General features: G+C 66.1%; 14 protein-coding genes. 7 read left to right on the forward strand and 7 right to left on the reverse strand.

The genetic code is table 11. The features are described from left to right. Positions 1-256: 256 nt before the first annotated feature. The 3 genes from ACIBG0_RS37535 to ACIBG0_RS37545 all read right to left on the reverse strand — a co-directional run bounded on the left by ACIBG0_RS37535 (position 257) and on the right by ACIBG0_RS37545 (position 3095). Complete coding sequence (locus ACIBG0_RS37535) at positions 257-1255, reverse strand: hypothetical protein (RefSeq protein WP_397039609.1); 999 nt, start codon at positions 1253-1255, stop codon at positions 257-259. 6 nt (positions 1256-1261) lie between these two features. Then, entirely contained in the window at positions 1262-2287 is a 1026-nt protein-coding gene (locus ACIBG0_RS37540; RefSeq protein ID WP_397039611.1) for an NlpC/P60 family protein, read from the reverse strand. A gap of 238 nt (positions 2288-2525) precedes the next feature. Continuing rightward, on the reverse strand, positions 2526-3095 hold the full coding sequence (locus tag ACIBG0_RS37545) for a C40 family peptidase (protein WP_397039614.1): 570 nt from the start codon (positions 3093-3095) through the stop codon (positions 2526-2528). Between the two features lie 606 nt (positions 3096-3701). Here ACIBG0_RS37545 and ACIBG0_RS37550 point away from each other — a divergent pair. Together ACIBG0_RS37550 and ACIBG0_RS37555 are read left to right on the forward strand one after the other, a co-directional pair. Further along, positions 3702-5471, forward strand: coding sequence for a DEDD exonuclease domain-containing protein (locus ACIBG0_RS37550; protein ID WP_397039615.1), 1770 nt, complete (start codon positions 3702-3704; stop codon positions 5469-5471). A 5-nt stretch (positions 5472-5476) separates the two neighbouring features. Beyond that, on the forward strand, positions 5477-5752 hold the full coding sequence (locus ACIBG0_RS37555) for an Lrp/AsnC ligand binding domain-containing protein (protein WP_364353340.1): 276 nt from the start codon (positions 5477-5479) through the stop codon (positions 5750-5752). Between the two features lie 211 nt (positions 5753-5963). Here ACIBG0_RS37555 and trpD read toward each other — a convergent pair whose 3' ends face one another. Together trpD and ACIBG0_RS37565 are read right to left on the reverse strand one after the other, a co-directional pair. Next, on the reverse strand, positions 5964-7019 hold the full coding sequence (gene trpD / locus ACIBG0_RS37560) for an anthranilate phosphoribosyltransferase (protein ID WP_397039617.1): 1056 nt from the start codon (positions 7017-7019) through the stop codon (positions 5964-5966). A 70-nt stretch (positions 7020-7089) separates the two neighbouring features. After that, positions 7090-7509, reverse strand: coding sequence for a hypothetical protein (locus tag ACIBG0_RS37565; RefSeq protein WP_397039619.1), 420 nt, complete (start codon positions 7507-7509; stop codon positions 7090-7092). A gap of 323 nt (positions 7510-7832) precedes the next feature. Between ACIBG0_RS37565 and ACIBG0_RS37570 the strand changes: the two genes are divergently transcribed. The 4 genes from ACIBG0_RS37570 to ACIBG0_RS37585 all read left to right on the forward strand — a co-directional run bounded on the left by ACIBG0_RS37570 (position 7833) and on the right by ACIBG0_RS37585 (position 12184). Continuing rightward, positions 7833-8444, forward strand: a complete 612-nt coding sequence (locus ACIBG0_RS37570) for a heme-copper oxidase subunit III (protein ID WP_040688563.1) — start codon at positions 7833-7835, stop codon at positions 8442-8444. Positions 8445-8505: 61 nt separating this feature from the next. Then, positions 8506-9369 carry a c-type cytochrome gene (locus tag ACIBG0_RS37575; protein WP_397039622.1) on the forward strand — a complete coding sequence of 288 codons (864 nt, stop codon included), beginning with the start codon at positions 8506-8508 and terminating at the stop codon, positions 9367-9369. A 20-nt stretch (positions 9370-9389) separates the two neighbouring features. After that, positions 9390-10565, forward strand: coding sequence for a ubiquinol-cytochrome c reductase iron-sulfur subunit (locus ACIBG0_RS37580; protein ID WP_397039725.1), 1176 nt, complete (start codon positions 9390-9392; stop codon positions 10563-10565). Next, a complete protein-coding gene (locus tag ACIBG0_RS37585; protein ID WP_397039623.1) occupies positions 10562-12184 on the forward strand; it encodes a cytochrome bc complex cytochrome b subunit in 1623 nt (540 codons plus the stop codon). The genes ACIBG0_RS37580 and ACIBG0_RS37585 overlap by 4 nt, the downstream gene beginning before the upstream one ends. A gap of 47 nt (positions 12185-12231) precedes the next feature. On the opposite strand, the gene ACIBG0_RS37590 is transcribed toward ACIBG0_RS37585, so the two are convergent. Further along, positions 12232-12735, reverse strand: coding sequence for a polyadenylate-specific 3'-exoribonuclease AS (locus ACIBG0_RS37590; RefSeq protein ID WP_397039728.1), 504 nt, complete (start codon positions 12733-12735; stop codon positions 12232-12234). Positions 12736-12857: 122 nt separating this feature from the next. Here ACIBG0_RS37590 and ACIBG0_RS37595 point away from each other — a divergent pair, with 122 nt between their 5' ends. Then, entirely contained in the window at positions 12858-14243 is a 1386-nt protein-coding gene (locus ACIBG0_RS37595; protein ID WP_397039626.1) for a class II 3-deoxy-7-phosphoheptulonate synthase, read from the forward strand. A gap of 52 nt (positions 14244-14295) precedes the next feature. On the opposite strand, the gene pknB is transcribed toward ACIBG0_RS37595, so the two are convergent. Beyond that, the gene (gene pknB, locus ACIBG0_RS37600) at positions 14296-16257 is read right to left on the reverse strand and encodes a Stk1 family PASTA domain-containing Ser/Thr kinase (protein WP_397039628.1); all 1962 of its coding nucleotides are present in this window, start codon (positions 16255-16257) and stop codon (positions 14296-14298) included. Between the last annotated feature and the right edge of the window lie 137 nt (positions 16258-16394).

Genomic DNA, 16394 nt, shown 5'->3' on the forward strand with positions numbered 1-16394 from the left:
CCGTCGAGACTCGCGACTTCGTCGCATGCGCTTCGACGGCTCGGACGCGAGACGGGCCGCGAACTCCTCGCTCGTAAGACTCGCTCCGTTGGGGTTGGTGAGGGCGGGGGTGTTCGGCACCTGGTGCACGGGTACTGGATGGTCGAGTCTCGCGCATGTGGCGCATGTGCTTGGACGGCTCGGATGCGAGACGGGGCGTGAGCTCGTCGCTCGTAAGACTGGCTCCGCCGTGGTCGGGGAGGCGTCGATGCTGGGCTCAAGTGGCGCGGGCCGACAACCAGGCGCGCCAATCGGCGATCAACTCGCCGCGGCTGGTGCCGAGGACATTGCGCATGATGCGGTCCTCGCTCGCGGGATCCTGTTTGCCTGCGGCAATGCGTCGGTAGAGCTCGACCAGGCGGGGCTGGTCGAACTTGTCGGCGACGAACGCGCAGACCGACCAGGCCTGCTCATAGGCGAGGACGGCACCGCTGCCCGCGAAGTCGGCATCCGACGGGAGATCGCGCGGGATATCTCCGGCGCGAATGCGGGTGGCGACCGTCGGCGCGATATCGGCGAAATGATGCCCAGTGCCGAGGTGGGCCACGAATTCGGCGAAGCCCTCGAGCATCCACTGCGGAGCGCCGTCGACGGTCTGGGCTCGGGTGGCGATATGAGTGAGTTCATGGCGCAGCAGGGTGCGCAGACCGTCGGCGTCGAGGCGGCGTCCGGCATCGGAGCTGAAGACGACGCGCTGGCCGGTCGGCTGTGTGCCCGGTACGAACGGGTCGGCGACCGAGGCGGCGGCGACATCGGCGGGCATGCTCGCGCCGGAGCGCACCAGCGCGGCGAACTCCGACGGATTCGATGCGACGACCACCATCGCGGACTGGGCCCAGCCCGGACTCCATACTCCGGTGACGACCGTGGTGGCGGCCGCGAGTTCACCTGCGAGCGTATGGATTTCGGCCTGCTGCGCCGGATGACCGACGACCAGGGACTCCTGGCCGTTCCCGGTCGGCACCTGCTCCGTTACCAGCTGTCCGAAGGGTTCGAGTGTCCGTCGCACCGCGGCCAGCCGCGGATCGTCATCGGCGGCGCGCAGGCTGCCGATCGAAGTGGGCTGGGCAGCACGCAGTTTCGGCAGTACCGAATTCGGCATCAGCAGCAGTGCACCGCAGGTGCCGGTCAGTATGGTCACCATCGCGACGGTGGCGACGAACTGGAAGCGGCGCCGCACGAACAACCAGGTGCGAGCCCGCCGAAAGCTACTCATAGCTGATCAGTATCGCCGAGCCGAGTGATACGGCGTCGACCCCATGGGCGCAACGGCTACCGGAACCCCGAATGTCGAGGCGTGCAGCATCAATCCATTGCCCGCGTAGATACCGACATGGGAGATATCGGAGTAGAAGAACACGACGTCACCGGGTTGCAGATCCGCCTTGTCCACTGGGGTGCCGTAGGTGGCCTGCTGCGAACTGGTTCGCGGCACATCCTTGCCGACCTGTTTGAAGGCCCACTGCACCAGGCCGGAGCAGTCGAACTGATGGGGTCCGGTCGCGCCCCAGACATACGGGTCGCCGATGCGGGTGAGTCCGGCGGCCAATGCGCTGGTGCCGCTGCCTGGCACCAGCCCACGCAGCAGGGTGTCGGTATCGAAACCGGGCGGGAAGGGCGATCCGGCCAATGCCGATTTGTCCTTGGTGGACAACTGTCCCCACGCCTCGACCACCTGCGCGATGGATCCGGACAGACCTGCCCGCTTGCGCTCGAGGTCGGCGCGCACCTGGTCGGCCTTATCGGAGGCCGCGCGGGCGATATCGGCGGCGGCACGTGCGGCCTTTTCCGTCTCGGTCGCGGTGGCGGTGGCCTGCTTGTAGAGAGTGAGCTGCTCGGAGTTCTTGGCCGAGATCACGTCGATGGTGGACATCTGGTCCAGCAGACGCTGCGGTGAATCGCTCAGCAGCACAGCGGAGAGGCGGCTCGTGCGCGCACCCTGATAGGCGGCGATCACGGTGCGATCGATGATCGGCTGGAACTTGCGGACTTCCTCGCGGGCGGCATCGGCGGTCTGCGTGGCCGCGGCGAGTTTTGCGTCGGCATCGTGCAGCACGCCGAGTTTGGTATCGAGGTCGGCCTGTGCTTCGAGTGCCTGTTGATTGAGCTGCTCGGATTCACGAGACAGGTCGATCATTCGCTGTACGGCCTCGCTGGCTGTGGTCGGGATGGCGGCCGGATCGGCTCCGGCTGGACTACCACTGGAGAGTGCGGCGGCCAGGACCGCGGTCGCTAATACCCCTCCCACCAGACGTTTCCTGCGATGTCTCCGGTGATGTGCTGTCACAGCGCGCCAAGCCCCGTTTCTCTCGTGGAGCGATCTCGTCGCCTCCGTAAGCTGCAGAACCCCTGCGGGAAACTTCGCAACCCGGGAAGGTCTCGATTAGGTTACGGAACGGCGTAGGTCTGTGTCCAGTGGGCCACAAAACGATCACTCATGCCGTCTCGACGCCCGGCCGCTTCGTACGGCCGGGCGGGGAATCTGCTCAGAAGCGGCGCGCGCCGGCGACGGGCATGGAGGAGATCGATGCGAGCTTCACCGGGGTGCCCGAGGTGGAAGCGTGGACGACGTTGCCGTCACCGGCGTACAAGCCGGAGTGGCTGCCGCCGTAGAACGACACCAGATCGCCCGGCTGCAGGTCGTCGAGCGAGACCGGGGTGCCCGCGTTCAGCTGCTCACCGCTGGTGCGCGGCAGCTCCAGTCCGGCCTGCTGGTAGGACCACTTGACCAGACCTGAGCAGTCGAACGCGTTCGGGCCGGCGGCGCCGTAGACGTACGGCGCGCCGATCTTGCTCATCGCGGCGTCGAGTGCGATATCGCCAAGGGTCTTCTTGGGCGCCATGAACGGCAGCGGCGCGTTGGGCACCTCGATGCCCGGGATGCCCTGCGGGATCGGGATCTCGTTGGGCACGTCGAAGGTGCCGACGCCGGGGATGGTGACCGGCTGGGCCGAGGCAGGCGCGGCGGGCAAAAGGAAGACGCCGAGCGAGGCAGCTCCGACGGCTCCGGCCGCGACGGCACGCTTGGCATGTCGCTTGACGGTGTTGGTCGCCATGATGCGGTCCTTCCAATCTGCCCCACGACGCCGCACCCGGTGGTGCAGCGGACTGCGTGTCGAAGCACCGTTGGGTGGTGCGCCGAACTCCGTGAGGTCTCGAAAAGGTTACGAACACATCACGGTGTTTTGTAAAGTCGGAGACATCCGAAATGGCGATGCTCAACAAATTTGCCGCCGAATATGTGCGACTTGAGTCACACCAATCACGAAACGATAACGACGCGTGATTTCCCAAGGATGGCGGCACTGTCGCCGGGCTGTCGGGCGACCGAGGTCGGCGTGTCCCAGACGCTGCGTTTCTCGGAGTTTTCCCAGGTAGTGAAGGTATCTCGGCACGTGCTCAGTCGGGCGGCTCAGACCGAACGGTCTTCTCGTTGGCGCCCTGCGCAGCACGCCGAAGGGGGCTGGGCCGGGCTGCCGGGCGTGTCCGCTCTATTGATGCAATTTGGACAATAATGTGATGTGCGCCACTTTTCGGTGTTCTAGATCATTTCGTGGGAATCAAGGCGAAATCCTCGCCGTGTAATTCGGACATTTCTCTGGTGAAATCCGAGGTGGCTTTCCCGACGGTTCCTGTCGTACCGAGGCCCTACGCTGCACGCCGTGCCCGATCCGACGCCGCGCCAGGCCGCCGCACTGCAGTTGGCCTTCGACGAGCTCGAGACGCCGCTATACGACACCACTTTCGTGGTCGTCGACCTGGAAACGACAGGCACCAGCCCCGAAGGGGACGCGATCACCGAGATCGGTGCGGTGAAGGTGCGCGGCGGTGAGGTGCTGGGGGAGTTCGCGACCCTGGTGAATCCGGGACGGGCCATCCCGCCCGCGATCGTGCAGATCACCGGGATCACCACCGCGATGGTCTACGAGGCCCCCCGGATCGAGGCGGTGCTGCCGGGTTTTCTCGAATTCGCCAAGGGCGCTGTGCTGGTCGCGCACAACGCCCGCTTCGATATGGCCTTCCTGCGCGCCGCCGCCGCCCGCATGGATACGCCATGGCCGAGCGGGCCGGTGGTGTGCACGGTGAAGCTGGCGCGGCGCGTACTCGCCCGCGACGAAGCGCCCTCGGTCCGGCTCGGTGTGCTCGCGCCGTTGCTCGGTGCGAGCACCCAGCCGAACCACCGCGCCCTCGACGATGCCAGGGCGACCGTGGACGTGCTGCATGCCCTCATCGGACGGGTCGGCAATCTCGGCGTGCACAGCCTGACCGAACTACTCGACTATCTGCCGAATGTCACACCGCGCCAACGCGCCAAGCGGGTGCTGGCCAATGATCTGCCGTCGAGTCCCGGCGTCTATCTCTTCCGCGGACCCTCCGATGAAGTCCTCTATATAGGGACGGCTGTGAATCTGCGTCGCCGCGTGCGCAATTACTTCACCGGATCCGAGACCCGCGGCAGGATGAAAGAGATGGTCTCCCTTGCCGTCCGGGTCGACCATGTGGTGTGCGCGCACGGCCTCGAGGCCGGGGTGCGCGAGTTGCGACTGATCGTCGCGCACACTCCGCCCTATAACCGGCGCTCGAAATTCCCGAAGCGCGGTTGGTGGATAACGCTGACCGAGGAACCGTTTCCGCGGTTCGCGATCGCCCGCACACCGACCGCGGATGCGTTGGGACCCTTCCCTTCTCGGATGGACGCGAACGACATCGCGGTAACCATCGCGGAGCACAGCGGCCTGCGCACCTGCACAACGCGACTGCCACGCGACGGTCGCCACGACTGTCCGCCCGCCGTGGTCGGCGGCTGCCCGGCGGCCATTGATGGCACTCCTATACATAGGGAGCAATACGAACCCGCTGCCGCGGCCGTTCGGGCGCTGATCGCGGGCCACTCCGACGCGGCGCTGCGGGCCATGCTCGACCGCATCGAAACCCATTCGCAGGCCCAGCATTTCGAGGCGGCCGCCAGACTGCGCGACCGGACCGGCGCGGTGGTGCGGGCACTGCACCGCACCCAACGACTCGCCGCGGTGGCGCGGATCGCCGAACTGATCGCGGCGCATCCGGACGGTGCGGGCGGTTGGGAGTACGCGGTGATCCGCTATGGACGGCTGGCGGGGGCCGGAACCTCGGCACGGGGTGTGCCGCCGATGCCGGTGATCGAACGCATCGTCGCGGCATCGGAGACCGTGCTGCCGGATCCGGTGCCGCCATTGCGTGGTGCCTCGCCGGAGGAGGTCGGTCTGGTGACGCGATGGTTGGGACGGCCGGGAGTGCGGATCGTGCGCACGAGTGAGGGATACGGCGAACCGATCCGCGGCGCCGGACGCTGGGCAGGTTGGGCGGATCTCGCCGCCGCGGCGGCACGGGACCGTCGCCACGGGCCGGAGGCCGAACTCGCGGAGTACAAGCACGGTGACCGCCTAGGCTGACAGCCATGATTACCGCGATCGTGATGATCCAGGCCGAGAACGCCCGCATTCCGGAGACCGCGCAGGCGGTGGCCGACACCCAGGGCGTCACCGAGGTCTATTCCTGCGCGGGCGATGTCGATCTGATCGCGATCGTGCGGGTGCGCGACCACGAGGAGATCGCCGAGGTGGTGACCGGCCGGATCGACAAGACCCCCGGCGTCGCCCGCACCACCACACACATCGCCTTCAAGTCCTATTCGCGCGCCGACGTCGAGGCGGGCTTCTCTCTCGGCGAGTGAGCCGCACTCAGCGAATGAGGATGGAGGAGCCGGAGCAGGTTCGGGCAGCGCCCGAGGCGTAAACGCCTCGCTTCATCGTGTGCTCCTCAGGAATCGAGCCGGGCTGCGTAGGCCCGACGCGAAACGGGGCGACGCCGGATGCCGCGTCACTGTCACCTTTACCGCCACAAGGGGTCTACCGATATGCGGCGCATGGTTCCCGACGCGGGGGTCAGTTGTCGCCGAGGGTGTTGGTGAGCTTGGCCCAGCGCTCGAGCAGGGCCGCGGATTTGCCGGTGTCGATGGCTTCGGCCGCGCGATCGATGCCCGCGGCGATAGCGTCGTGGATATCGGCATCCGGATCGCCGACACCCTGGGACAGGTCGTAGGCGACGATGGCGGCGGCGGAATTGAGCAGTACCGCATCGCGCACCGGGCCCGAGGTGCCCGCGAATACGCTGCGCGCGACACCCGCATTGACCTCCGCGTCGCCGCCGCGCAATGCGTTCAGCTCGACGCGCGCGATGCCGAGGCGGGTCGGATCGATGGTGGTCTCCCGCAGTTTCCCGCCCGACACCACCCATGCGTCGGTGGTGTCGGAAGTGGTGATCTCGTCCAAGCCGTCATTGCCGCGCACCACGAGCGCGTTGGCGCCGCGCTCGGCGAAGACCCCCGCGATCACCGGAAGCAGATCGGCAAACGCGCAGCCGACCAGCCCGGCTCGCGGTTGGGCGGGGTTGGTGAGCGGGCCGAGCACATTGAAAACGGTGGGGATGCCGATCTCCTTGCGGGCCGGACCGGCGAAGCGCAATGCGGGGTGGAACAGGGGAGCGAAGCAGAAACCGATGCCGACCTCGCGCACGCAGCGAGCGACGGCATTGGGGCCGAGAGCCAGCTTCACGCCCAATGCCTCCAGCACATCGGCGCCGCCGCTCTTCGAGGAGGCCGCGCGATTGCCGTGCTTGACCACCGGAACACCGGCGGAGGCCACCACGATCGAGGACATCGTCGAGATATTCACCGAACCGGACCGGTCACCGCCGGTCCCGACGATGTCGACCGCATCGCCGTCGACGTGCACCAGGCGGGCGTGGCCGAGCATGCCCGCGGCCATGCCGGACAACTCGGTAGGAGTCGGGCCCTTGATCTTCATCGCGACGCCGAAGGCGGCGATCTGCGCCTGCGTCGCATTGTCGGTGAAGATCTCGTCGATCACCCAGGTCGTGTCCTCCGCTGCCAGATCGCCACCGTCGGCAAGGGTCCCGAGCACTTGGGGCCAGCTGCGCATGTCCACTTCTCCTGTCACCACTGGTTCGCGCACCAGTCTGTCGCGATAGAGCGTAGTGGTCGAGACGTTATTACCGCTGTGTGGTCGCGGAACCGGGTTGCAGGGCGTCCCAGCCGTCCACGACGCCGTCGTGACGCTGGGCGAGACCGACCATCCTGTTCCGTTCCTGCGAACAGTGGAGTGCATCGAGTAGTTGAACCCGTTGCAGAATAAGCGATTCCAGCTCGTATGGACCTTGGCTGCGTGGGGCGGCAGCGTAGCCCTCTTGGGCGGCAACCGCACATACGTCGTCGATCCGGTCAGGCGGAATACGCAAGTGATGGCGCAGCAGTGCGGGCTCGTCGGCTTTGAGAGCCGAGGCGCGTGAGAGTGTTGTCGAACACGCCTCGGAGTCATCGAAGCACTCCGCGACGACTACTAGATCGGAACGGGTCGGATCGAGCGGTTCGGGTTCGATCGCGCCGAACAGTCGTTGCCACCACCGCGTCACATCCGCCTCCTGATCTCAGCTTTTCCTTACCCGCGTCTGCCACTATTCGACGCTGTAATCGTGTCCCGCGCCCTTCACACCCCTACATCACCACAACGGAGCGAGTCTTACGAGCGACCGTCGGCGGCCCGTCTCGCGGCCGAGCCGTCGAAGCGCATGCGACGCCGTCGTGAGTCTCGACGGCGAGGCACCACGACGGCCGCCGACACGCCGCGGTACGGCGCGGCTATCAAACGCTCTCTGTCCGTGCGTTTTCCGACACGGGAGGACAAGTTTCGCACCCGGGTACTTGTGTCGTACTACGACGAGTCATACTTACCCCCGTGACGACCGCAGTAGGGACCCCAGGATCGGCCATTACTCAGCGTGTGCATTCGCTGAACCGGCCCAACATGGTGAGCGTCGGTACCATCATCTGGCTCTCTAGCGAGCTGATGTTCTTTGCCGGGCTCTTCGCGATGTATTTCGTCGCGCGCGCCCAGGCCCACGGCAACTGGCCGCCGGAACCGACCGAGCTGAACCTGAAGCTTGCCGTGCCGGTCACCACCGTGCTGGTCGCCTCGTCGTTCACCTGCCAGATGGGTGTGTTCGCGGCTGAGAAGGGCGATGTGTTCGGCCTGCGCCGCTGGTACGTGGTCACCCTGATCATGGGTGCGTTGTTCGTGGCCGGTCAGGGCTACGAGTACACCAACCTGGTCAAGGAGGGCACCTCGATCTCGAGCAGTGCCTACGGCTCGGTGTTCTACATCACCACCGGGTTCCACGGTCTGCACGTCATCGGCGGTCTGATCGCCTTCGTCTTCCTGCTGGTCCGCACCAAGGTCAGTAAGTTCACCCCGGCACAGGCCACCGCCGCGATCGTCGTCTCCTACTACTGGCACTTCGTCGACATCGTCTGGATCGGGCTGTTCGCCACGATCTACTTCGTCCGCTGAGTCGGGCCAGTACCTCGAATCTTTTGCACAAGTCGGTTCCGTCTACTCCAAAGGGACACAGATGAGTTCATCTCCCCCGTCCGCGCCAGAGCCCGCCAGCCCCGGGAACGGCGAGGCCAGCAAGATCCGCAAGCAGCGCCGCATGCGGCGTCGCATCGCGGGTGGGCTCGCGCTGCTGGTGGGCCTCGTCGGAGCCGGATTCCTCGCCACCGCGATCACGCCGGACCCGCAGGTCGCGACCGCGAACGAGGACCAGTCCGCGCTGATCCGCGACGGCAAGCAGCTCTACGAGACCTCCTGCATCACCTGCCACGGCGCGAACCTGCAAGGTGTGCCCGACCGCGGTCCGAGCCTGATCGGCGTCGGTGAGGCGGCCGTCTACTTCCAGGTCTCCTCGGGGCGCATGCCGCTGGCCGCCAACCAGGCTCAGGCCACCCGCAAGCCGCCGAAGTTCGATGCCCACCAGACCGACGCCCTCGGCGCGTACATCGCCGCCAACGGGGGCGGTCCCTCCGTGGTGCGCGACGCCAACGGCGAGATCGCGCAGGAATCGCTGCGCGGGCCCGACATCGCACGTGGTTCGGAGCTGTTCCGGATGAATTGCGCGTCCTGCCACAACTTCACCGGCCGTGGCGGCGCGCTGTCCTCCGGTAAGTACGCGCCGCCGCTGGAGCCCGCCAGTGAGCAGCAGATCTACGCCGCGATGCTCACCGGCCCCGAGAACATGCCGAAGTTCTCCGACCGGCAGCTGAGCCCGGAAGAGAAGCGCGACATCGTCGCCTACGTCAAGAACGCCACCGAAGAGAAGAGCCCCGGCGGCTGGGATCTCGGTGGGTTCGGTCCCGCGACCGAGGGTCTGGCCATGTGGGTGGTCGGCATCACGCTCGTCGTCGGTGCCGCTATGTGGATCGGATCACGTTCATGAGTGACAAGGAGCCAACTGACATGGGTCGGCCGGATGAGGGCCACGACGGCGCGCAGCCGTCGAACGAGCAGGTGAACACCACACCGGCTGAGCCCACCGAGGAAGAACTCGACGCGATGTCGCGCGACGAGCTGGTCAAGCTCGGTACCGAGCGTGACGGCGTCGATGTCGCCTACCGGCGCCAGCGCTTCCCCGTGCCGGGCACCCGCGCCGAGAAGCGCGCCGAGCGGCAGGTCTCGTTCTGGTTCGCGGTCTCCGGTATCGCGGCCGCGGTCCTGGTCGGCGTGTACCTGTTCTGGCCTTGGGAGTTCAAGGGCAAGGACGAGGAAGGCCACACCGCCTACTCGCTGTTCACCCCGCTGGTCGGCCTCAGCCTCGGTATCTCGGTGCTGGTCATCGGCGTCGCGGTGGTGCTGATCCGCAAGAAGTTCATCCCGGCCGAGCTGTCCATCCAGGACCGCCACGACGGACCCTCGCCCGAGGTCGAGCGCCGCACCCTGGTTGCCGAGCTGCAGGACGCGCTGGACACCTCGACCCTGGGTCGTCGCAAGATGATCACCCGGACCGCGGGCGCCGGTGTCGGCGTACTCGGCATCGGTGCGCTGCTGGTCTTCGTCGGCGGCATGATCAAGAACCCGTGGGCCAAGGGCGACAAGTCGCCGCTGTGGGTCTCGGGCTGGACCCCGGACTTCCCCGGCGAGACGATCTACATCCGTCGCGACACCGGTCGCCCCGAGGACGTCATGCTGGTGCGTCCCGAGGATCTGGACGCGGGCGCGATGGAGACGGTGTTCCCGTGGAAGGAGAAGTGGCGCGGTGACGAGCACGCGACGCTGCAGTCCTTGCGCGGTATCCGCAACGCCGTGATGCTGATCCGGTTGCGCACCGAAGACGCGCAGAAGGCCATCAAGCGCAAGGGGCAGGAGAGCTTCAACTACGGCGACTACTTCGCCTACTCGAAGATCTGCACCCACCTCGGTTGCCCGACGTCGCTGTTCGAGCAGCAGACCAACAAGATCCTGTGCCCATGCCACCAGTCGCAGTTCCTGGCGACCGAATGGGGTAAGCCGGTCTTCGGTCCCGCCGCTCGCGCACTGCCGCAGCTGCCGATCACCGTCAATTCCGAGGGCTACCTGGTCGCTGCGGGCGACTTCATCGAGCCGCTCGGACCGGCCTACTGGGAGCGTCGTTCATGAGTCGGGTTGCAACCCAAGCCAGCGAGGCCGACGAGCGGTACCGCGCCGCGGCGTTCGTGAAGCGGTCGATCAACAAGGTCTTCCCGACCCACTGGTCGTTCCTGCTCGGTGAGATCGCGCTCTACAGCTTCATCATCCTGCTGCTGTCGGGTGTGTATCTGACCCTGTTCTTCGATCCGTCGATGGGCGAGGTCGTCTACAACGGCGCCTATCAGCCGCTGCGTGGTGTGACCATGTCGCGGGCCTACGAGACGGCGCTGAACATTTCCTTCGAGGTGCGCGGCGGTCTGTTCGTGCGCCAGGTGCACCACTGGGCCGCACTGCTTTTCGCGGCCTCGATCATCGTGCACCTGTTCCGCATCTTCTTCACCGGTGCGTTCCGCAAGCCACGCGAGGCCAACTGGGTGATCGGCTGCTTGCTGCTGATCCTGGCCATGTTCGAGGGCTTCTTCGGTTACTCGCTGCCCGACGATCTGCTCTCGGGCACCGGTCTGCGGGCCGCGTTCGGCGGTATCACGATGAGTATCCCGATCGTCGGCACCTGGATGCACTGGCTGATCTTCGGCGGTGACTTCCCCGGCGACATCATCATTCCGCGCCTGTTCATCGCGCACGTGCTGCTGTTCCCCGGCATTATGCTGGCGCTGATCGCCGCGCACGTCGCGCTGGTCTGGTACCAGAAGCACACGCAGTTCCCCGGCCCGGGCCGCACCGAGAACAATGTCGTCGGTGCGCGCATCGTGCCGGTGTTCGCCTCGGATCAGGGCGCGTTCTTCGCCTTCACCCTCGGCATCGTGGCGATCATGGCCGGTGTGCTGCAGATCAACCCGATCTGGAACATGGGTCCGTACAACCCCTCGCAGGTGTCGGCCGGTTCGCAGCCCGACTTCTACATGATGTGGACCGACGGTCTGGCGCGTCTGATGCCGCCGTGGGAGCTCTACCTGGGTCGCTACACGGTCCCGGCCGTGTTCTGGGTGGCGCTGATCATGGGGCTGGTGTTCACGGTGCTGGTTCTGTACCCGTGGATCGAGAAGCGCCTCACCGGCGACGATGTGCACCACAACCTGCTGCAGCGCCCGCGCGATGTGCCGGTGCGCACGGCGATCGGTGCGATGTCGATCGGTTTCTATGTGGTGCTGACCCTGTCGTGCGTCAACGACATCCTGGCACTGAAGTTCGACATCTCGTTGAACGCCACCACCTGGATGGGCCGCATCGGCCTGCTGGTCGTGCCGCCGGCGGCGTACTTCATCGCCTACCGGTTCTGCATCGGTCTGCAGCGCAGTGACCGCGCGGTGCTCGAGCACGGCATCGAGACCGGTGTGATCAAGCGGCTGCCGCACGGTGAGTACATCGAGGTGCATCAGCCGCTCGGCCCGGTCGACGATCACGGCCACCCGATCCCGCTGGAGTATCAGGGTGCGACGGTGCCCAAGAAGATGAACAAGCTGGGTTCGGCCGGTAAGCCGGGCACCGGTAGCTTCCTGCGCGCCGATCCGTTGCACGAGATCGAGCAAGCCTTCGAGGACGACCACGCGGAAGAGCACAAGCAGCTCGCCGTATTGCAGAAGGTCCAGGAAAAGGCGAACGGTCGCAACGGTAAGTCCACGCACTGACCGATAAGCAAAGGCCCCGAGTCGAATTCGACTCGGGGCCTTTCGCTTTAAAGGGAGACTCGGCGGCGGGCGGCCTCGATGGCCTCGAATTTGGCCAGGTTGTGGCGGGCGTCGGCGAGGGCGTCGTGGGCGTCCGGGGGGACCGGGGGCAATTCGGGACGGCCGTGGGCCTCCCAGTGCTGACGCAGTTCGTTGGTGTAGCGGGGCAGCGCATTGGGCAGGTCGACCATGGATCCCCAGAGCTGGCACAGCGCGACATGGTCATAGGCGGCCACCCAGGCCCACAGTTCAGGGGTGACGCTGGGGCGCGGAACCAGGAATTCGTAGAGGTCTTTGCGGATCTGTTCACGGCTGCGCCAGAGCGGAGAGGCAGGCGACGGGAGCTGCGGCAACACGTACCTGCGTACCCATGGACCCGCGCGTTCGGGATCGAATTCAGTTGACACCGCATAGTATTCGCGGCCGTCTTCGCAGACCACACCGATCGATACGAGGTCGATGGTCGACCCGTCCTCGATGAATTCGCAGTCATAAAAGTATCGAAGCGAGATCGGTCTGTCCTCCAGAGATCGGTACGGTGCGGCGATAGTGCCCGGCTATCCACCCTAGGTGGATAGAATCCACCCCTTATACCGGGTACCTGCGCATGCTGGGGTATCCGTATTCTGAACGAGTGAACTGGACCGTCGACGTACCCATCGATCGCCTGCCGGAGCTGCCGCCGCTGCCCGCAGAGCTGCGGAGGCGGCTGGACGACGCACTGGCGCGTCCTGCGCTACAGCAGCCGGCGTGGGATCCGGAGCAGGCGGCAATGATGCGCACCGTGCTGGAGAGCGTGCCACCGATCTGCGTGCCCGCCGAGGTGGAGGAGTTGCGCGCTCAGCTCGCGGAAGTCGCCCGCGGCGAGGCCTTCCTGATGCAGGGCGGTGACTGCGCGGAGACCTTCGCCGATAACACCGAACCGCATATCCGCGGCAATATCCGCACCCTGCTACAGATGGCCGTCGTGCTGACCTATGGTGCGAGTCTGCCGGTGGTCAAGGTCGCGCGCATCGCGGGTCAGTACGCCAAGCCGCGTTCGGCGGACACCGATGCGCTCGGCCTCAAGTCCTACCGCGGTGACATGGTGAACTCGCTGGTCGCCGACGCGAAGCTGCGTGAGCACGACCCCTCGCGACTGGTTCGCGCCTACGCCAACGCCAGCGCGGCCATGAATCTGGTACGTGCCCTGACCAGCGCGGGCATGGCGGATCTGCACCGTGTGCACGACTGGAACCGCGACTTCGTTGCCCAATCGCCCGCCGGTGCGCGCTATGAGGCGCTGGCCGAGGAGATCGACCGCGGTTTGGCCTTCATGACCGCCTGTCGGGTGAATGATCCGAGCCTGCAGTCGGCCCGCATCTACGCCAGCCACGAGGCGCTGGTGCTGGACTACGAGCGCGCCATGCTGCGCCTCGGCGAGAACCCGGCGGGCGAGCCGGTGCTCTACGACCTATCCGCGCACTTCCTCTGGATCGGCGAGCGCACCCGGCAGCTCGACGGCGCGCATATCGCCTTCGCGGAACTGCTCGCCAATCCGATCGGCCTGAAGATCGGCCCGACCACCACGCCGGATCAGGCCGTGGAGTACGTCGAGCGGCTCGACCCCAATAACGAGCCGGGCCGGTTGACCATCGTCTCGCGCATGGGCAATACCAAGGTGCGCGACGTGCTGCCGCCCATTATCGAGAAGGTGCAGGCGACCGGGCACCAGGTCATCTGGCAGTGCGACCCCATGCACGGCAACACTCACGAGGCCTCTACCGGCTATAAGACGCGGCATTTCGATCGGATCATCGACGAGGTGCAGGGCTTCTTCGAGGTGCACCACGCACTGGGCACCCATCCGGGCGGGCTGCACATCGAACTGACCGGTGAGGATGTCACCGAATGCCTCGGCGGCGCACAGGACATCTCCGATCTGGATCTGTCCGGTCGCTACGAGACCGCATGTGACCCGCGGCTGAACACCCAGCAGTCGCTGGAACTGGCCTTCCTGGTCGCCGAAATGCTTCGCTGACCAAGGCTTTCGACAGGAGCGCCGCGCGCGACATGCGGCGCTGCGGTTGTCGTCAGGGCAGTGCCGTCAGTGAGACGGTACTGCCCGCCTCGACATTGGAGCCCACGCCCGGAACTTGGCCGATCACCACGGAGCTCTCGTTCGGGGTGAGCTGACGCACTGCCACCACCAAGCCGAGCCCCTGCAGCTTGGAGCGGGCGTCGGCGACGCTCGAACCGACCAGCAGGGGCACTTTCACGGCATTGGAGACGATCAAGGTGACGCCGTCGCCGGACTGGATCGTGGCGCCCGCGGCCGGTTCGGTGGCGATGACCTTATCCGCCTCGATGCTCCGGTCGTACTGAGTTCTGGTCTCGCGCACCGTGATTCCGGCCGCGGTGAGCACCTTATTTGCTTCCTCGGTGGTCTTGCCGCGCACATCGGGCATCTTCACCGGCTGAGATCCCTTGCTGCGGTAGACCTTTACCTGCGCGGCCAGCGGCAGGACGGTGCCGGGAGCCGGATCCGCCTTCGCGAAGCTGCCCTTGGGTGCGGTGCTACCGGTTTCACCCGCGTCCACCGGTTGCAGTCCGGCATCGCGGATGAGCTGGTTGACCTTTGAAATGTCGTCGCCCGCTTTGAGCTCCGGGACGCGGGGTTTGCCGCTGGAGATCAGCACGGCCACCGTCGAACCCTTGGTGACCTTGGATCCAGCCGAAGGATCGGTGCCGACCACCCCACCAACCGGGATGGTGTCGGAAGTCTTCTGTCTGATCTCGGTGTCGAAACCGGCGTCCGACAGCGCCGAAATCGCGCTGGCCTGATCCTTCCCGGCGACCGACGGGACGGCGGAGTAGCGCCCCACGCCCAACCACCAGCCGCCGATCCCGACGAGCAGGGTAAGAATCGCGACGATGGTGACCCAGAGCAGTACCGTGCGACGCGATTTGGTCCGGTCGTCCGCGAAGGGGGACGACTGCGGCGAATGTGATGGTGGGTAGTGATCGCCGTAGGTTTCCGGCGGTCCGTAGTTGTCGGGCGGACCGTAATCGGGCACCCGCGGCCGCGCCGCGGTGACGACCTTGGTGTGCTGCGCGGACGGCGGCTGCGGTGCCGCCGCTCTGGCCTGCTGTGGGGTAGGAGCGGCGAACTGGTAGCTGGCGCTGAGGTGTTCGGCCGATTCCTGCGGTGCGGGCACCCGATAAGGCGGCAGATTCAGCGCGACCCCGATGGAATGCAGTTCGGCCGCCATCTCGTTGGCATCGGCGAAGCGGTGCGCGGGTTCGCGATTGGTGGCCCGCGCGATCAGCTCGTCGAACTCCGGCGGGACCCCGTCGATGAATTCGCTCGGGCTCGGCACATCGTTCTCGATGCGCTGATACGCCACCGATAGCGAAGTGTCGCCGGTGAACGGGACTCGGCCGGTGAGCAGTTCGAAGATCAAGATGCCGAAGGAATAGACATCGCTGCGGGAATCGGCGGTGCCCGCGGTCACCTGTTCGGGTGACAGGTAGGCGGCGGTGCCCAGGATTACGCTCGCCGAGGTGGTATTCGCGGCGGCGACTGCCCGAACCAGACCGAAATCGGCGATCTTCACCTCGCCGGAGTCGGAGATCAGCACATTCTCCGGTTTGATATCGCGATGGATCAGGCCCGCCGAATGCGCGACGCCGATCGCGGCCAAAACCGGCTCGGCGACCGCGCGCACCGCATGCGGCGGCATCGGACCGCGTTCACGCAGCAGCTCGCGCAGCGTACCGCCCTCGACCAGTTCCATGATCAGGAACGGATATTCACCGTCCACACCCTGGTCGTAGACCGCGACCAGGGACGGATGTTTGAGCTTGGCGACCGCGCGCGCCTCGAATTCGAACCGGGACAGGAACTGGGGATCGGCGGCGAACTTGGGATCCATCACCTTGATGGCGACCGGACGGTCCAGGCGGGTATCCACGCCTCGGAAGACCATCGACATCCCGCCCCGCGCGATCGGCGCATCGATGCGGTAGCGCCCCTCCAGGATTTGCCCGATCAAGTGATGTCCTCCGGCTTTCACAAAATTCTCACCCCTCGCTCCGACGCGACAAGCGATTGACCGCCTCGCGCGGCCCGCTCACGATCGTAGCCGTGTCGATTGCTGGATTTTTGGCCGCGCGGGCGCGGCGTGTTCGC

Source organism: Nocardia sp. NPDC050630 (assembly GCF_044457245.1).
Classification (GTDB): domain Bacteria; phylum Actinomycetota; class Actinomycetes; order Mycobacteriales; family Mycobacteriaceae; genus Nocardia.